General features: G+C 71.3%; 15 protein-coding genes. 4 read left to right on the top strand and 11 right to left on the bottom strand.

The window, feature by feature from the left end; all coding sequences use genetic code 11:
• Positions 1-124: 124 nt before the first annotated feature.
• Positions 125-1,090: a DUF2690 domain-containing protein gene (locus ABIA38_RS13585; RefSeq protein ID WP_424638834.1), complete on the bottom strand. Its 966-nt coding sequence runs from the start codon at positions 1,088-1,090 to the stop codon at positions 125-127.
• 271 nt (positions 1,091-1,361) lie between these two features.
• Here ABIA38_RS13585 and ABIA38_RS13580 point away from each other — a divergent pair, with 271 nt between their 5' ends.
• A complete protein-coding gene (locus ABIA38_RS13580; RefSeq protein ID WP_424638833.1) occupies positions 1,362-2,471 on the top strand; it encodes a peptidoglycan-binding protein in 1,110 nt (369 codons plus the stop codon).
• Between the two features lie 129 nt (positions 2,472-2,600).
• A complete protein-coding gene (locus tag ABIA38_RS13575) occupies positions 2,601-3,434 on the top strand; it encodes a DJ-1/PfpI family protein (protein ID WP_424638832.1) in 834 nt (277 codons plus the stop codon).
• Here the strand turns inward: ABIA38_RS13575 and asnB are convergent.
• The 6 genes from asnB to ABIA38_RS13545 form a co-directional block, all read right to left on the bottom strand.
• Positions 3,424-5,265, bottom strand: a complete 1,842-nt coding sequence (asnB, locus tag ABIA38_RS13570) for an asparagine synthase (glutamine-hydrolyzing) (protein ID WP_424638831.1) — start codon at positions 5,263-5,265, stop codon at positions 3,424-3,426. The two genes, ABIA38_RS13575 and asnB, sit on opposite strands and share 11 nt — an antisense overlap.
• Before the next feature lie 76 nt (positions 5,266-5,341).
• Positions 5,342-6,622: a pyridoxal phosphate-dependent aminotransferase gene (locus ABIA38_RS13565; protein ID WP_424638830.1), complete on the bottom strand. Its 1,281-nt coding sequence runs from the start codon at positions 6,620-6,622 to the stop codon at positions 5,342-5,344.
• A complete protein-coding gene (locus ABIA38_RS13560) occupies positions 6,619-7,971 on the bottom strand; it encodes a KamA family radical SAM protein (protein ID WP_424638829.1) in 1,353 nt (450 codons plus the stop codon). The genes ABIA38_RS13565 and ABIA38_RS13560 overlap by 4 nt, the downstream gene beginning before the upstream one ends.
• A gap of 72 nt (positions 7,972-8,043) precedes the next feature.
• Complete coding sequence (locus ABIA38_RS13555; protein WP_424638828.1) at positions 8,044-9,159, bottom strand: carboxylate-amine ligase; 1,116 nt, start codon at positions 9,157-9,159, stop codon at positions 8,044-8,046.
• 314 nt (positions 9,160-9,473) lie between these two features.
• On the bottom strand, positions 9,474-10,241 hold the full coding sequence (locus ABIA38_RS13550; RefSeq protein WP_424638827.1) for a hypothetical protein: 768 nt from the start codon (positions 10,239-10,241) through the stop codon (positions 9,474-9,476).
• A gap of 143 nt (positions 10,242-10,384) precedes the next feature.
• Entirely contained in the window at positions 10,385-11,143 is a 759-nt protein-coding gene (locus tag ABIA38_RS13545) for a rhomboid-like protein (protein ID WP_424638826.1), read from the bottom strand.
• 344 nt (positions 11,144-11,487) lie between these two features.
• Here ABIA38_RS13545 and ABIA38_RS13540 point away from each other — a divergent pair, with 344 nt between their 5' ends.
• Both ABIA38_RS13540 and ABIA38_RS13535 read left to right on the top strand, forming a co-directional pair.
• On the top strand, positions 11,488-11,826 hold the full coding sequence (locus ABIA38_RS13540) for a hypothetical protein (RefSeq protein ID WP_424638825.1): 339 nt from the start codon (positions 11,488-11,490) through the stop codon (positions 11,824-11,826).
• 188 nt (positions 11,827-12,014) lie between these two features.
• The gene (locus ABIA38_RS13535; protein WP_424638979.1) at positions 12,015-12,359 is read left to right on the top strand and encodes a YybH family protein; all 345 of its coding nucleotides are present in this window, start codon (positions 12,015-12,017) and stop codon (positions 12,357-12,359) included.
• Positions 12,360-12,416: 57 nt separating this feature from the next.
• Here ABIA38_RS13535 and ABIA38_RS13530 read toward each other — a convergent pair whose 3' ends face one another.
• From ABIA38_RS13530 to ABIA38_RS13515, 4 genes are all read right to left on the bottom strand, one after another.
• Positions 12,417-13,493: a PP2C family protein-serine/threonine phosphatase gene (locus ABIA38_RS13530; protein WP_424638824.1), complete on the bottom strand. Its 1,077-nt coding sequence runs from the start codon at positions 13,491-13,493 to the stop codon at positions 12,417-12,419.
• A gap of 153 nt (positions 13,494-13,646) precedes the next feature.
• Positions 13,647-13,988: a DUF4345 family protein gene (locus tag ABIA38_RS13525; protein ID WP_424638823.1), complete on the bottom strand. Its 342-nt coding sequence runs from the start codon at positions 13,986-13,988 to the stop codon at positions 13,647-13,649.
• A gap of 10 nt (positions 13,989-13,998) precedes the next feature.
• Complete coding sequence (locus ABIA38_RS13520; protein WP_424638822.1) at positions 13,999-14,973, bottom strand: slipin family protein; 975 nt, start codon at positions 14,971-14,973, stop codon at positions 13,999-14,001.
• 104 nt (positions 14,974-15,077) lie between these two features.
• A complete protein-coding gene (locus ABIA38_RS13515; protein ID WP_424638821.1) occupies positions 15,078-17,216 on the bottom strand; it encodes an MMPL family transporter in 2,139 nt (712 codons plus the stop codon).
• Between the last annotated feature and the right edge of the window lie 115 nt (positions 17,217-17,331).

Genomic DNA, 17,331 nt, shown 5'->3' with positions numbered 1-17,331 from the left:
CACGCCAGGAGCACACCCGAGCGCCGCGAGGCACGGCGGCCCCCGACCGCGTACGCCCCGGGTCCGAACCGGCGCTCGGGCCCGGCCGGTTCGACCTCATGGGTCGGGCGCGGCACATGGGGGGTCACTGCGGAAGCGACACCAGCGTGTGCGCCGTACAGCCGCGCGGTCCTCCGTGCGGCGCGGTGCCGCACCCCCACATCTCCATGCCGGTGTCCGGCACCGCGAGCATCGCGGTGTACGCGTCGTATCCCCAGTGCACCGGGGCGGCCCACACGCGCCCGTCGGCACTGTCGACCTCGACCACGGCATCCGGACTCGCGTACGTGATCCGAGCCCACGCGGCGTGACACACGCTGCTGTAACGCAGTTCGACCACGATCCCGGTCGGGGTGGTGGCCGTCGCGGCGGTCGCCGCTCCGCTCCCGCAGCGCATGGCCTGCGCACTCTGACCTTCACACGCCGGTCCCGAACAACCGGGCGCGATCACGGCGGAAGGCAACGGCTGCTCGGCCGTGGGACCGGGGGTCCCCGGATTGCCGGACTGCCGCGCACCCACCGACGGCGCCGCGTGCTTCCCCGCACCCCCTCCGGTCCCACCGTCACTGGACCACAATGCCGGAACGAGGATCGCCAGGGTGACGGCAACCACCGCCAACACGGCGACGACATAGGTGACTCGGCGCCCGAACGGCCACCATCCGCGGTGTACGGCGGGCTCGACCGGCGCCGGTTCGCCCGGTCTCGATTCGCCCTCGGCCGGACCCGATTCGACCGCCTCGCCCGGATCATCAATGCCCTGCTGCTCATCCGCCGGCTCCTGCGCCCCCGGCGCCCCTTGCGCCCGGTCCCACAGGTCGAGCACCCTGGACACATCCCCGCCGCACACCTGCGCCATGCTCAGCACCGCGTCGCGCGGCGGGAACTGCTTTCCGTTGAGCCAGCGTTCCCAGGACGACTTCGCATAGTGCGTCTTCGCACCCAACCGCACATAGCTGAGCTCTGCTTCCTCCTTCAACTCCAGCAGGAGCCGGCGTAACTCCTCCGCCGGATCCTCCTGGCGACCACCCGTCTCCTCGTCCCCGCTCACGATTACCCTCCGTCTCGCGAAGCACACCTCCGCGTGCGGAAACCATGATTCGGTATCCGAGCGGTTGTCGGTACTCTCTCGGCCCAAGTCCATCCCACGCACCGGGAAATCCGGTGGGATGCGGCTGGGACGCGGCGCATCCCCGCAGGTCGACGGCACCGACGCCATCCCACGCACGGCAGGGACGGAACAACCCTGGCGGTACGCAACCCGCCCGGTCGAGAGTCGTGCCACCCACCCGCTGCTCGCGACTGCGAAAGGTCCGCCTCTGATGAGCAACCGAAGAAATGCCGAACACCGCACCGGACGACGCTGGTCGGCCGTGCTCGCGTCGCTGGTCCTCTTCCTCGGCGTGGGCACCCTGACCGCGGCACCCGCAGCCCAAGCGGCCCACGCGACCCAAGCGACACCCACGACCTACTCCGCGCCCGCCCCGATCAATCTCAACGACCCCCGGTGCCCGAACCTGATCAAGCAGAACGAGAGCGACGGCTGTGTCGTCGAACTGCAGAACCTGCTGAACCAGCACGGCAATTCGCTCGTCCCCGACGGGATCTTCGGCCCCGCCACATTCTCCGCCGTGGAGGCCTTCCAGACCGCCAACGGCCTCGGCGTGGACGGCATCGTCGGACCCAACACCAAGTACGCCCTGTACCACGGCGGCGGCACCCCCACCACCGTCGACTGCGTCCTCCCGCCCGGCACCTCGGCATGCGCGACCGGGGACGCCGTGGCCGCCCGCGCGGTGACCGTCGCGCACTACATGTACGACCCGCCCACCTCCGACGATCAGGCCGCCGATCAGGCGTCCTTCGACGACACGTACAACAACCTGGACTACAGCAACAGCCACGCCACCTACCAACTCGGCCACCCGGCCCCGCAGACCGCCTACGGCCCGGGTCTGGCCAACGTGCCCTACGCGTGGGGCGGCGGGCACTGGAACGTCCCCGGCCCGCACACCGGCACCTGCGCCGGCTACACCGGCAACATCCTCCCGTGCCCCGCCGACCAGACCGTCGGCTTCGACTGCTCCGGACTGGTCCGCTGGCTGTACGCGGTCGCGGGCGGCAAGGACATCCTCGGCAACGGCAGTACGCGGGACCAGATCCACAACCGCCACCTGCGCGCCGTCTCCCCCGGAGCCGACTACGCGAACCTGCGCCCCGGCGACCTGATCTACTACGGCCCCAACCTGAACGACACCAAGCATGTCGCGCTGTACGTCGGCACCGAATACGTCGCCGGGGAAGGCACCGGCCCGGCGATGATCCAGGCCGCCGCCACCGGCACGAACGTACGCATCGACCTGGTCAGCACCCACGCCAACGCCCCGATCGGCTTCTTCCGGGTCACCGGCGACGCCTTCGCCGCGGCCTGACCCGGACGCACCCGACACCCCGGAGCCCCACCCGGAACTCCCGGAACTCCCCGGGAACTCCGGCCACTCGCGGCCCGACCTGTGCGGTGAGGGGGACGCCGAGCACGCCGAGAGCGAGAGGTGTCGGGTATGAACGCCGAGCATGAGAACAGTCGCCGTCGAGTCCTGAGGGGCGCGGTGGCCACGGCGATGGCCGGCGGGATCCTCGCCGCCGGGGCATCGGGTGCCGCCGGAGCAGCCGATGCCGTCGATGCCGCCGAGGCGGCGGACCCGGCGGACGCCGCCGACGCACCAGGCACGGCCCGGGTACGCGTCGCGATCCTGCTCTACGACGGGTTCACCGCGTTGGACGCGGTGGGCCCGTACGAGATCCTGTGTCGCGTACCCGGGGTCCGGGTGACCACGGTCGCCCACCGGGCGGGCCGAATCCGCACCGACACCGGCCAGTTGGCGCTGATCGCCGAACGCCCCCTGGCCGCGGTGCGAACCGCCGACGTGCTGCTCGTGCCCGGTGGCGGCAGCGGCTCGATCGCCGCCACCAAGGACCGCGAACTCCTCGACTGGATCCGCCGCATCCACCGCACCACCACGTGGACCACATCGGTGTGTACCGGATCGCTGATCCTGGGCGCCGCCGGGCTGTTGCGCGGCCTGCCCGCCACGACGCACTGGGCGTCGCGTACCTACCTCACCACGTTCGGCGCGATCTACACCCCCGGACGCTACGTCGACGCGGGCAAGATCATCACCGCGGCGGGCGTCTCCGCCGGGATCGACATGGCGCTGCACCTCGCCTCCCGGCTCTCGACCGTCCGGGTGGCCCAGGCCATGCAACTGGCCACCGAATACGACCCGGATCCCCCGTACGACACCGGCACCCCGGAAAAGGCCGACCCCGAACTCCAGGCACTGGCCCTGAAGTTGATCGCCGACGCCGCCGGACAGCACCGGCTCACAGAGTGAGCGTGGGTGCGTAGATGTCCAACCACACGGCCAGGTCCAGGGTTCGTTCCAGACCGTGTCGGTGCGCGCGGGTGATCCGGGGAGCTTCGTGGTTCGCGATTCGGCGCAGCCGGCGGCGGTCGACGAGGTCGAAGACCGGGTGCGCGGGCGCCGACAGCAGGTCCTTGGCCTGGTCTTGGAGCGCGCTCACGTATCGCGGGTCCTGGGTCGCCGGGTAGGGGCTCTTGACCCGGTCGTACACCGACCTGGGCAGTACGTCCGCGGTGGCCTCGCGCAGCAGGCTCTTCTCCCGTCCGTCGAAGGACTTGAGCGACCACGGCGCGTTGTAGACGTACTCGACCAGTCGGTGGTCGCAGAACGGCACCCGCACCTCGAGCCCGACCGCCATGCTCGTGCGGTCCTTGCGGTCGAGCAGGATCCGCACGAAGCGGGTCAGGTGCAGATAGCAGATCTCGCGCATCCGAAACTCGAAGTCGCGCTCCCCGTCCAGCCGTTCGACCTCCCCGAGCGCGGTGCGGTAGCCGTCCCGGAGGTAGGAATCCAGGTCGAGGGAGTCGGCGACCCCGGGGGCGAGGATGTCGCGGCTGTCGCCGAAGTTGTCCTCGTGGCGCACGATCCAGGGGAAGGTGTCGGCCCGGCGGACGTTCTCGTCGAAGAACGCCTGGTACCCGCCGAAGACCTCGTCGGCCGCCTCGCCGGACAACGCGACGGTCGAGTGCTCCCGGATCGCCTTGAACAACAGATGGAGGGAGGTGTCCAGGTCGCCCATGCCCATCGGGATGTCCCGCGCCCGGATGACGCTCGCGCGCACCGCGGGGTCGGCCAGGGCCGCCGAGTCCAGCACGATGTCCCGGTGGTCGGTTCCGGAGCGGCGGGCCACGTCCTGCACGAACGCCGCATCGGGAGCGGCGTGCAGCGCGTCCGCCACGAAGTTCTCGGTCCGGCCGACGAAGTCGACGGAGAAGCTGCGTACCGACTCGCCCGCCTCGCCCAGCCGGCGGGCCGCCAGCGCGGTGATCGCCGAGGAGTCCAGGCCGCCGGACAGCAGGATGGACCGGGGCACGTCGGAGACGAGTTGACGATGGACGATGTCCTCCAGCAGCGTCCGGACCTGCATGATCGAGGTGTCCCGGTCGTGGACGTGCGGCCGGGTCCGCAACGACCAGTAGACGTGTCGGCGCAGCCCGCCCCGGTCGACGGTGACCACCGTGCCGGGCTCGATCTCGTACATGCCGGCCCAGATCGCGTGGCCGGGTGTCTTGACGAACGCGAGGAGTTCGCGGATGCCGTCGGCGCCGACCTCGCGCCTGGCGAGCGGGTTGGCCAGGATCGCCTTCGGCTCGGAGCCGAAGAGCACGCCGTCGGGAGTGGGGTGGTAGTAGAGCGGCTTGATGCCCATCCGGTCCCGAATCATCACGAGCCGCCGGAACTCCTCGTCCCAGATCGCGAACGCGGCCATCCCGTTGAGCCGTTCGGCGACCGCCTCGCCCCATTCGAGGTATCCGCGCAGCACCACCTCGGTGTCCGAGTCGGTGTTGAAGCAGTGGCCCTTGGCGACCAGTTCCGTCCGCAGTTCGAGGTGGTTGTACGTCTCGCCGGAGTACACGATGACGACCGGACTCCCGTCCGACTTGTGCGCGGTCATCGGTTGTCGTCCGCCGGGGAGGTCGATGACCGCGAGGCGACAGTGACCGAGGGCGGCGGGGCCCTGCACCCAGGTGTCCCGGTCGTCGGGCCCGCGGTGGGACATCGTCTCGGTCATGGCGTCCACGATCTTGCGTTCGGCGGACAGATCGCGGTCGAAGGAGATCCAGCCGGTGATGCCACACATGACGTGTCCTCTCGATACGACCCCGAGGTACGGCCCCGGACCGGTGGTCCGCGTCCCCGGGCCCGGCGGCGAACGCCTATCGCACGGCCGCCGGCCGGCGAGCAACACACAACCTGGTGAACGTGTCCTCGATCCGGGCCAGCAGTTCGGCCACATGCGCCAGCCGCACCGGATCGGCGCAGGCCAGCGCCTGTTCCTGCTGCTCGGGGGTGTCGCCGTAGAGCATGCTGGTGGAGATTTTGCAGCGCAGCGCCCGCGGGTCGTCGCCGAGGGCGTCGCCGGCCAGCACCGCGACCGCGAACTCGTCGAGGAGCCGGCGCTGGAGTGATCGTGCGTCGGTGACCCCGACCATCGCGAGCGCCTCGCGGGCGGGTTCGAAGTCCGGGTAGACGTAGAACGCGCCGGTCGGCGGACGACATCGAGCACCCGCGCCGACCACGATCGTGTGCACCGCGCGGGCCACCGCGCCGTGCAACCGGGCGCTCGCGGCGAGGCGTTCGCGGATCTCGGGGGGATCGGTGTAGGCGTAGCGGGCCACCTCCTGCATCGGCGCCGCCAGGTTGGACCACACCTCGCTGGCCACGCCGACCACCCCGGCGCGGATCTCGGCGCCGCGCGCGTCGTCCGGAAAACGACCCACGCCGATGCGCCAACCGCCCAGCGCGAGGCTCTTGGACAGGCCGGCGGTCACCACCGTGCGGTGCGGTGCGACCTCGGCCGGGCTCAGCAGCTCGGTTGCCGGATCGTGGACGACGTCTCGGTAGATCTCGTCGGAGACGATCAGCAGATCCGCTTCCTCCGCGATCGTGCACAGTTCGCGTACCAGGACCGGCGGCGCCAGCGTCCCGGTGGGATTGTCGGGGAGGGTGAGCACCAGGATCCGCGGGTCCAGGCCGCGCGCCCGCGCGCTGCGGATCGCCTCGCGCAACGCGGCGGGCGCCGGCACCCCGCCGCACTCCGACGGGATCGGCACCCCGATCGGCGTGCCGCCCGCCAATCGCACCTGCGGCGCGTAGGAGTTCCAGCACGGCACGGGCAACAGGCAATCGCCCGGTACGACGTGCTGGATCGCCGACAGGATCGGTTTGCTGCCGGGGGCGAGTACCACCTGATCCGCGTGTGTGGGCAACCGGCGCCGGGTGAAGTACCCGGCCACCGCCTCGCGTGCGGCGAGCGTGCCGGCCACCGGCCCGTAGGCGTTGGCTCCGGCGCCCGCCATCAGATGCTCGACCAGCGGTGCGAACACCGGCAGCCGGGACTCGCCGAACCCCAGGTGCACGATCGAGGCTCCCTCGGCGCGGCGCCGGTTCACCCACTCGTCGAGCGCCAGATTGGGCGAGGTGCGCCACACGGTCACCGTCGCACCCCCGTCGGCGCGAGTTCGCGCCCCTGTCGGATCGCCGCCGCGATGTCCGCGGGCGTCTCGGGGGCGAGCTCCAGTTCGTCCAGCCAGGCCGCGTCCGACGCGTAGTGGGCCCGGAACGGGCGTCCCACCAGGGCCGGTTCGCGGGCCTGGAGCAGGCGCAGCCGGAAGAAGCGGCCCTGCGCGGTGTGCTCGTCGCCGTCCACGACGACCTTGCCCGGCGTCGCCGACATCACCGGGCCGCGGACGGTGCGGGCGAGCCCGGGCAGGGTCTGATAGGCGGTGCGGAAAATGTCGGCGGCGCGGGTGAGCGGCACCTTGAAGTACTCGTGCGGGCCCGTGTCGCGCTCCACGAACATGTAGTAGGGGATCGCGCCGGCCGCCGATTCGGCCCGCCACAGCGCGGCCCAGGTGGGCGCGTCGTCGTTGACGTGCGCGATCAGCGGCGCCTGGCAGAACACCAGCGCGCCGGTCGAGCGGATCCGGGCCAGCGCCCGCCGGGCGATGTCGGTTTCCAGCTCCCGCGGATGACTGAAGTGCGCCATCACCGCCAGGATCCGGCCGGCGGCCACCACCCGGGCGAACAGGCGCAGGAGTTCGTCGGCGTCGGCATCGGTGACGAAGCGGTACGGCCAGTAGGCCGGCGACTTGGTGCCGATCCGGACGGTGCGCACGCTCTCCACGCCGAGGATCGGATCCAGGTGGGAGCGCAGCCGTTCGGTGGACATCACCAGCGGATCGCCGCCGGTGATCAGCACATCGTTCACTTCGGGATGCGCGCCGAGGTAGTCGATCAGGTGCCCGGGGTCGTGGGCGGCGAAGCGCAGATCGGCGTCGCCGACGAACTGTGCCCAGCGGAAGCAGTATGTGCAGTACGCGTGGCAGGTCTGGCCCTGGGCGGGGAAGTAGAGCACCGTCTCGCGGTACTTGTGTTGCAGACCGGCCAGCGCGGTGTCACCCATGTGCGGCACGTTCAGTTCCCGCTGCCCGGAGGGGTGCGGGTTGAGGCCGGCCCGGATCTCGGCGACGAGCGCGGCGAGTTCGAGCTTGCGATGCGGTGCGCGCAGCAGGTCCGCGAGTCGGCGTTCGTCGGCGGTGTCGAGCATGCCGTGGTGCGGGAAGATCAGCCTGAACATCGGGTCGTCCGGCGCCGACTTCCAGTCGACGAGGTGCGAGAGCACATACTCGTTCACTCGGAACGGCAACACTTGGGCGATGGCGCGGACCGTGTCGCGTACGTCCGGCGCGAGCCCGTAGCGGGCCGCGATCTCGTCGAGGTGCCGGGCCCCGAGGGCGCGGAAGCGATCGGCTTCGAACACGGTGGCCAGGGGCGTCGAAGGCATGACGGACTCCTTGGGAATCACGATGTCGCAGGGTGCAGTGGGGTGATGACGAGGCAGCGAGGGGCGCGCGGGTCACCCGTCGCGGCACTCGGTGGCGTCGGCGAGCCGGCGGACCACGTCGGTGAAGTCGTGCCGGCGTTCGTACGCGGCACGTTGGCGCCGCGCGCCACCGCCGTTGCGGCGCAGCGCGGCCACGCTCTCGGTGACGTGGGCGAGGTCGCCGGCGGCCAGGAGTTCGGGGTGCGTGTGCGCGACCAGCGCGTCGAGCAGCTCGAACGCGGGCACCGGCGTGCCGGTGTACGGGTCCAGACCCTCGCCGTCGAGGCCGTCGCGCGCGGCCCGCCACCGGGCCAGGGCCAGGACCTCGTCGCGGACACCCGGCGCCGGGCGACCCTCGGCGATCGCCCGCAGCGCGGTGGCGACCAGGGCGCGGGCCAGGACGGCGTACAGGACCGTCTCGTCGAGGTCGGGCGACACATCCGGCGCGCGGACCTCCAGGGTCGGCCAGGTCGCGGACGGGCGGGCGTCCCAGTAGAGCATCTTGGCGTCCATCGCCGCGCCGGAGGCCACCAGCGTGGCCAGCCGGGAGCGGTAGTGCGCGACCGAGTCCAGGCGGGGCGGCAGCCCGCCGGCGGGCCAGGAATCCGCGACCGCGGCCCGCCAGCTCGCGTGCCCGGTGTCGCGGCCCGCGCGGAAGGGCGAGTTGGCGCCCACCGCGATCAGCGTGGGCAGCCACGGCCGTACGTGGTTGACCGCCTCGACGGCGGTGTCCAGGTCGAGCGTGCCCACATGCACGTGGCAGCCGCAGTGCACGAGGGTGTCGGTCAACGCACCGTAGCGGGCCCGCTGTTCGTGCCGGCGCGGGGCGTCGACCAGCAGCGTGGGCCCGGGCAGTACGGCGGTGCCGGAGGCCACCAGGCGGCAGCCGTAGGCCGCCGCCGCCTCGGTGAACCCGCAGCGGATCGCGAACAGTTGCGCGCGCAGTTCGGCCGCGGTGTGCGCCACCGGGCTGACCGCCTCGATCTGTTGGCGGGTGGCCTCCAGGTGGGCGGTGCCGCTGCCGTCGTCGACCTTGGCCAGGACGAGTTCCGCGGTTTCGGCGAGGGCGAGGGTGCGGGCGTCGACGAGAAGGAACTCCTCCTCCACGCCCATGGTCAAGATCGCGGGATTGCCGCCGGTGTGTGCCATCGGTGATCCTTCGCCACCCGGGCACGCCGATGCCGCGTCCGAGGGACGGACCGGTGTGGGGTGGGCTCCTTGAACCGGCGTTGCCATGCCGCAAGGCCGGAAAGCGGTGGCCGGGCGGCTCTGCGATCGACCGAGCCGGGCGGCCCTCGTGACACCCGCCGCGCAGGCCGTGAGCGTGCCACGGCAGATATCCCCTCCACCCTCACGGCCCCCGGCGACCGGCGCCACCCGACGACGATATCCGCAGGTGAGAGGCCCGGAAGGTCACCCGGATGGCCTAGACCGGGTCGGCAAACCCGCGCCGGGTGCGCGCGTTACAGCACGGTGCCCGGGAGCTTGCCGAGGGTGGGGAGTCGGGGCAGGTCCACGACCTCGGGGAGCCCGGGTCGCCGGACGGGGCTCGGGCGGCCGTACTCGGTCCAGGTCACGGTGACTTCGGTCGACTCCTCGCCGGCCTGGCGGGCGCTCATCCGATAGGGCAGCGCCGGGCCCTCGGCCGGGATGAACACCAGGCCGGGCGAGTCCTGGTCGCGCTCGGCCAGGACGACCATGCGGCGTCCCTCGAGGACCCGGTCGGGACGGCGCTCGGTCTTCATCACGTCGTTCACGATCGTGCGCGGATTGATCGCCAGGCCCGACGCCTTGAGCTTCGACCGCGTCGGATCGTCGGCCGCCATGCGTCCGTACTTGCCGTCCAACTCGGCCGCCAGGTCGGCCCGGGCAGGTCCGAGCACCTGCTGCCAATAGGCTCGCGGAGCCTTGATGAAGACGTTCGACTCGACGCTGACCGTCTCGATCGTCAAGCCCATGGTCTTCGTGACGGTCGTGTACTCGCCGAACTCCATGTCCATGTGCGTGTCGACCTCGACAAGGACGCCGCGGGCTCGGATCGTGCCGGTGATCCGGACGTAGCGCGCCTTCCCCACCGCCTTGTCCACCCGCGAGTGCAACGCCTTGTCGCCCAGCCTGGACAGGTCGGCGGAGGCCGAATCGGCCAGCTTCACCGCCGACGAGCAGCCCGCCACGAGCGCCATCCCCACCGCGGCTGCCGCCACCCGCACAGCCGAATCCCCGCGCACCATCGACGTTCCCCGATCCGTTCCCGCCCCGACCCCACCGACCGCGACGCGATACATGATCCAGGGCGGCTCGCGACGGCTACACGTGGGGCTGCCAACGCAGTTGGCCGCAGCGCGGAACGGGTCGGAGATCGGCCGGCACCCGCTCACAGCCCGTTCGGCGAACTCCCCGATACCTCCCGAGCCGGCGGCCCCGCCTCGACCGGTCCGCCGCCCGGCCACGGCCGACGCGTCCGCCACCACTGCCCCGGATCCCACGTCGGCCGCCCGCGCGCCAGCCGGTAGCAGCACAGCCCGAGCAGCGCCGCGCTCAGATGCCCGGTCGCGGTGACGTCCTGGTCCGGGAGCAGCGGCAGGCCGACGTACAGGGCCAGCGCCGCCGCGTACAACCAGCGCCAGCGACCCGGAGTGATGCGATGGAAGAGGAGGCCCGCGACCGCCATGTACGCATAGCTCGGCCCGACGTCCACCTGGAAGCGCGCGCTCTCGGCCAGCGCCCCCTCGTGGATCCGGGTCAACACGAAGGCCTGGCTCAGACAGGTCGCGCCCACGTGTCCGAGCACGGCGACGATCAACATCCGCCGAGTGCCCACCCATCGCTCGGCGACCGCGCACAACACGGTGAGTATCAGGGTGAAGCGGATGACATGCCAGCCCTCGGCCCACACCGCGCTGGCCGCCATCACCCGCAGCGGACTGGTGTCGAGATTATGCAGGTTCGTACTCTGCTCTTCGAGGAACTCGGCACGCTCGCCGGCGGTCAGCCGCACATACATGTCGAGCGTCGTGATGTGGATGATCAGCAGCCAGAGATACGTGGCCGGCGCCGAGACGATCCAGTCGCGGATCCGGCCGAGGGCTCGCCGCGTCGACTCCACGGTGGGCGCGAGCAATGGATCTCCCATCGGGAGGCAGGCGTTCGTACCGATACAACCGCGAAGATCACCCGGCCGAACCTGCGGCCACCCCAACGCGAACACGCGTACGCGGCACCGAGAACGCGACACCGCGCAACGCGTACGAACAAGGGTATGCCGGCCGCGTCGGTGCTCCGGTTCGCCACCGCCGGGTCACCGGCGCGCGCCGGGGGCCTGCGGAGGGCAGGAATCCGATCGGGTGGCATCGAAGGAGTCTCGATTTCGTTTCGAGGCTCACGAGGACGCCCGGGATGCGGTGGGATCGTAGTCACGGATCCGGCCGGCCGACCGCACAGGGCGTGGCCGTGGGGCGGGTCGTCAGGGGGAAATCGATGACCGACGATGCGCTGTGCGCCTGTCTCGTGCAGGACGGCTACGCCCGGATGACCGTACCCAGGGTGGTCGACGTCTCGGTGGCCCACCGGCTGCGGATGGACCTGGTGTCGCGGATCAACGCGCTGCCGGACCACGTGGTCGAGTTGGTGTTCGACCTGTCGGGCACCGAGGTGTTGGACGCGGCCGGCGCGGCGGCGATCGGCGCCGCGTGCCGATACGCCTTCCTGCTCGGGCTGCGCGCGACCTGCCACACGACCTCGCGCGAGATCCGCGACGCCCTGGCCGACGCCGAGGCGGATCTCCCCGAGATACGCGAGCCGGCCCCGGCTCGGTGACGGCACAGCCATAACCACGACTACTGATTACCAGTAGATCCATCTGTTGGACTTCTGATTCGCGGGCGACCAGGATGGACGTATCGAAAGCGCCGGGCGCCAAACACGAAGCACCAGGTACCAAGCGCCGGGCCCGCAGCCCAAGTCAGGAGCAACTCGTGTCGGAGTACGAGCAGTACGCGAAGGCCATGCAACCCGAGGACATCACCCGCCTGTTCGTCGAACGATCCAACGCCGGTGACGCGGCCGGGGTCGCCGCGCTCTACGCGGAGGACGCCGTGCTCGCCTATCCCCCGGGCAGCCGAACGGTGGGCCGCGAGGCGATTCGCGAGTTGTGGGCGAAGGTGCTGGCCAACCGCCCGCACTTCGAGCCCGAACAGCCGCTGCCGACCTTGATCAACGGCGACATCGCGCTCACCTCGACTCCGCCCCGGGACGGCGCCGGGGCCAGGGCGCAGGTGGTCCGCCGCCAGTCCGACGGCAGCTGGCTGCGAGTGCTCGACCAGCCCGAGTTCGTCTCGCCCACCGGCTGAACCACGCACGGGACGGCCGCCGGGCACGAGGCGGCCGTCCCGCCGGGTCGGCAGGGTTCAGGACAGGTAGTGGCCCGGCAGGTACACCGGCGCCCGTTCGATCGCGATCACCGCCGCGTCGTCCGCGAGCCGCCCGCCGACGTGGTCGAGCAGATCGCGACGCAGATGATGCAGCAACGCCTCGGGGCCGTAGTCGGCCCAGTTCGCGACCCGCTCGGCCAGCGGATAGAACGTCCCGTCGGGCGCCCGCGCCTCGATCACCCCGTCGGTGTACAGCAGCAGGACGTCTCGCGCGCGCAGCATGAACGTATCGACCTCATACTCGCCGTCCGCCTCGGACCCCTGGCACAGGCCGATCGGCGGCGCCGGATGCGGCGACTCCAGCGTGCTCACCCGACCCTGGCGCAACAACAGCGGTGGCGGGTGTCCGCAGTTGGTCAGCCCGCCCGCGTCGACGTCCTCCGGCAGGTCCACCACGATGCTCGTGATGAAACGTTCGTCGGCATCGAGATCGGTCTGCGCCAACTCGGCCAGATAACGACACACACTCTCCTCCAGCGCGGCCGTCAACTCCGGCAGCGTGGCATGGCGATGCGCGTTCTCCCGAAACGCGCCGAGCAACTGGCCCGCGTCGCCGATCGCCGCCAGGCCCTTGCCGCGCACATCGCCGATGATCAGCCGCACCCCGGCATCGGTCCGGGCCAGCGCGTACAGATCACCACCGATCTGCGCCTCGTCCTCGGCGGCCAGATAGAACGAGGCGATCCGCAACGACCCCACCCGCCGGGGCAACGGCCGCAACAGCACCCGCTGCGCCGCCTCGGCCACCGACCGCAGTTGCACGAGTTGCCGCTGCCGCTGCTCGCGGCGCACGCACAGGAACCACACCAGGGTGGAGATCGCGGTCACCGCGACGATCTGCATCACGTGGTTGCGGGTGGCCACCCCGCCGCGCAGCGCGGCGATCAGCACCTGGGCGCCCACCGCGAGGATCCCGATCCCGGCGGTGAGCCTGGGCCCGGCGAAGGAGGCGGTCAGCGCGGGGGCGACGACCAGAAGCGGCCCCAGGTGCACGTCCGGCCCGGAGAACACGTCCACGACCGCGATGACCACGATCAGTGCGACGGGAATCACCGGCAGTGCATGGGTCGCTCGCCATGGTTGCCAGAACTCCGCGAAACGCCGTCGGAGGCCCACGTGTCCGAGTGTGCCCCGTCACCCGCGCCGCCGCGCGCCCGCAACCGCGCCGAGCGGACACGACCCGCACGGACCGGGGGGCGCCTCGGCTCAGGGCCTGGTCAGGGCCGCCGCGCCGCAGGCGATCTCCAGGCCCAGATAGCCCCAGAACGACCGGTCGGTCCTCGGGTGGTCGACCCGGAGTGCGACCAGTCGGGTCGCCGCCGCGCCGAGCCACACCGCGCCGACCGCGCGTCGCACGGCGGGATCCGGGGTGACCAGCGCCCAGGCGCCGAGGGCGGCGAACGTGCCACCGAGCGCGGCCCGGATCTCGGTCACCCCTCGGCTGCTCGACGGCGCCAAGTCCAGTGCGGCGCCCGCCTGTTCGGGCATCGCGACAAAGGCGATGCCGGAGACCATCAGTACCGCGCTGCTCACGCGTCCCGGGTTCACCCGAACGACTCTACGACCTGCCGCCCAGTGTCCGCAGCGAATCCGGCACCCGCTCGTGGGCGTCGCTCGCCGAGTCGACGGGTGTCATCGGTCCCGCCGCCGCACGGCGGATGCCGCGATTCTTCACGTGATGCGGATGGGTCGGCACCGACCGCCGCGGGTGCGTCGACGTCGGCGCCTCCGCCTCGGGAGTGGTCGCGGTGCGGCCGTCGCCGATCGGCTTGGTCGCGTTCTCCAGGAACCGCAACAGCTCGACCGGGAACGGCAGCACGACCGTCGAGTTCTTCTCCGCCGCCACCTCGACGATGGTCTGCAGCAGGCGCAGTTGCAGGGCCGCCGGGCTGGTCGCCATCACATCCGCCGCCGAGGCGAGCTTGCGCGAGGCCTGGAACTCGCCGTCGGCCGTGATGATCCGCGACCGCCGCTCCCGCTCGGCCTCGGCCTGGCGCGACATCGAGCGCTTCATCGACTCCGGCAGCGCGACGTCCTTGATCTCCACCCGGTCGATCTCCACGCCCCACCCCATCGCGGGCGAGTCGATCATCAGGGCCAGGCCCTGGTTGAGCGCCTCGCGGTTGGAGAGCAGATCGTCCAGGTCGCTCTTGCCGATGATGGACCGCAGCGAGGTCTGCGCGACCTGCGAGACGGCGAATTCGTAGTCCTGCACCTCGACCGTCGCCTTGACCGGATCGATCACCCGGAAGTAGACGACGGCGTCGACCCGTACGGTCACGTTGTCCCGGGTGATCCCGTCCTGGGCGGGCACCGGCATCGTCACGATCTGCGTGTTGACCTTCCGCATCCGGTCCACGATCGGCACGATCCGGGTCAGCCCGGCCTCCCTGGTCGGTTCCTGGACACGGCCGAGACGGAACACCACGCCGCGTTCGTACTGCCGGACCACACGCAGGCCGGTGGCGGCGGCCAAGCCGACGACGGCGGCGATGCCGCCGAGAACGATGATGATCAACAGTGCAATGATCATGGCCCACTCCGGTGCCGAAGCTGTTGCCCCGAGCAGGCGGGCGTCCCCGAGCGCCCATGGCCCTGTCCCAGTTTAACTCCGGCCGGTGGGGGTGCGGCGAACGTCTAGTGCCCGCCGGTGGGCGTGCCGCGAACGGCCGTGGCCCGCGCCTCCCTTCGCCACAGCGCGCTCGGCCACCACATGCGATGGCGCAGGTCCAGGGCGAGCGCCGTGACGACCACGGAACGCACCACCATCGTGTCCAGGAGCACACCCAGCGCCACCGCGAAGCCGATCTCCGCGAAGCCGACGAGCGGCAGTGTGGCCAGCGCCGCGAAGGTGCCCGCCAGGACCAGCCCGGCGGAGGTGATCACCCCGCCGGTCGCGGCCAGGCCGGTGAGCGCACCGGTTCTGGTGTCGGCCCGGACGGTCTCCTCCCGCACCCGGGTACTGAGGAAGATGTTGTAGTCGATCCCGAGCGCGACCAGGAACACGAAGACCAGCAGCGGGAACGACGTGTCCTCGGCGGCGAAATGGAACAGATGGCGGAACGCCAGCGCGCTGAGCCCGAGCGCCGCGGTGAAGGACAGCACCACCGTGGCGATCAGTACGAGCGGCGCGACCAGGGCCCGCAGAAGCAGTGCCAGGATGACCAGTACGACCGCCAGGATGACCGGGATCAGCAACTTCTCGTCGCGCGCCGAGGCCCGGTTGCTGTCGAGTTGGGCCGCCGTACCGCCGCCCACGAGCGCGTCGGCGTGCGGCACCGCGCGGACCGCGGTGCGCGCGGCGTCCACGGTGTTGCGGGCCGCGCCGCTGTCCGCGGCGTTGCTCAGGGTCGCCTCCAGGTACGACCGCCCGGCGACCTCGCCCGGCACCCCCGGCGGTGTGCCGACACTGCTGCCCACCACTCCGGGTACGGCCGCGAGCGAGGCGCGCACCGCGGGCAGGGCACTCGTGTCGGCGACCACCTGGAGCGGCTGGCCGGTACCGGCCGGGAAGTAGCGGGCCTGGACGGTCTGGCCGACCACCGAGTCCGGCTTGCCGGTGAAGCTCTGCGCGGAGGTCAGGCCCTTGGCGTTGAGCGCGAGCAGGCCGAGGGACATCGCGGCGAGCGCCGCCACGGTACCGATCCACACCACGCGCGGCCGACGGGCGATCCGCGCGCCGATCCGGGCCCACAGGCCGGTCTCGGTCGGCTCGGGCGAGCCCAGATGCGGGACGACGGGCCAGAAGATCCACCGCCCGACGATCAGCAACACCGCCGGGAACAGCGTCAACATGGCGAGCAGCGCCACCGCGACGCCGATCGCGGCGACCGGTCCGAGACCGTTGGTGGAGTTCATCTCGGCGGCCAGCAGACACAACATGCCGATGATCACCGTCGATGCACTGGCGATCACCGCGGGGCCGGCCCGATGCAGGGCGAGGGCCATCGCCTCGTGTCGGTCCTCGTGTCGGCGCAACTCCTCCCGGTAACGGGCGACAAGCAACAACGCGTAGTCGGTGCCGGCGCCGAACACCAGGACGGTCAGAATGCCCGCGCTCTCCGCGTTGACCACGAGCGACGCGTGTCTGGCCAGCAGGTAGATCATCGCCTGGGCCGTGAACAAGGCGCCGACCACGCACACCACCGGGACCAGGAGCAACGTCGGGCTGCGGTAGGTGAACAGCAGGATCACCACGACCACGCCGAGCGCGGCGAACAGCAGGGTGCCGTCGATGCCCTTGAACGCGTTGCTGCTGTCCGCAGCGACTCCGCCGGGGCCGGTGATGTGTGTCTCCAGGCCCGCGCCGGGGTGGTTGTGCAGCACGGCGCGGATGTCGTCCACCGCGTTGCTCACCCGGTTCCAGCCGCTGTCGCCGAAGGTGATCGGCACCAGGATCAGCGCGGCGCGCGGCGCGGTGACCCGGTCCGGGATCGGGCCCTGCACCTGGGCGCCGGCGATGCCGTGCGTGGCCAGGGTGCGCAGTTGGGCGGCGTCGGCGGCGATCGTGCGATCGTCGGCGGGGGTGAGCCCCGAGGAGCGCGCGAACACCACGACGGCGGTGACGTTTTGCGGCAGGAACGCCTTGGACTGGTCGACGACCCTGGTCGACTCGGCGTTGCCGGGCAACCACGCGGAGGCGTCGTTCTTCTCCGCGCCCATCAACTTGCTCGCCCCCGGCCCGGCTCCGACCAGGACCAGGATCCAGAGCACGAGAATGACCCACTTGGCGCGCCGGCCACAGACCAGCCGCGCGGCTCTCCCCGCTCCGCCCATCCCGGACACCTCCACCGGTGGTCGTGCTGTGGTGTCGCCCGAGGTGCACGCTTCCCAGGATGGCATCGGGGCCTTGATCACGCGTCCGGTGGGGCGGGTCGCCGATCCGGGTCGG

The organism is Embleya sp. AB8 (assembly GCF_049739465.1).
Taxonomy (GTDB): Bacteria; Actinomycetota; Actinomycetes; order Streptomycetales; family Streptomycetaceae; genus Embleya.
This window is presented reverse-complemented; position numbering and strand designations above follow the sequence as displayed.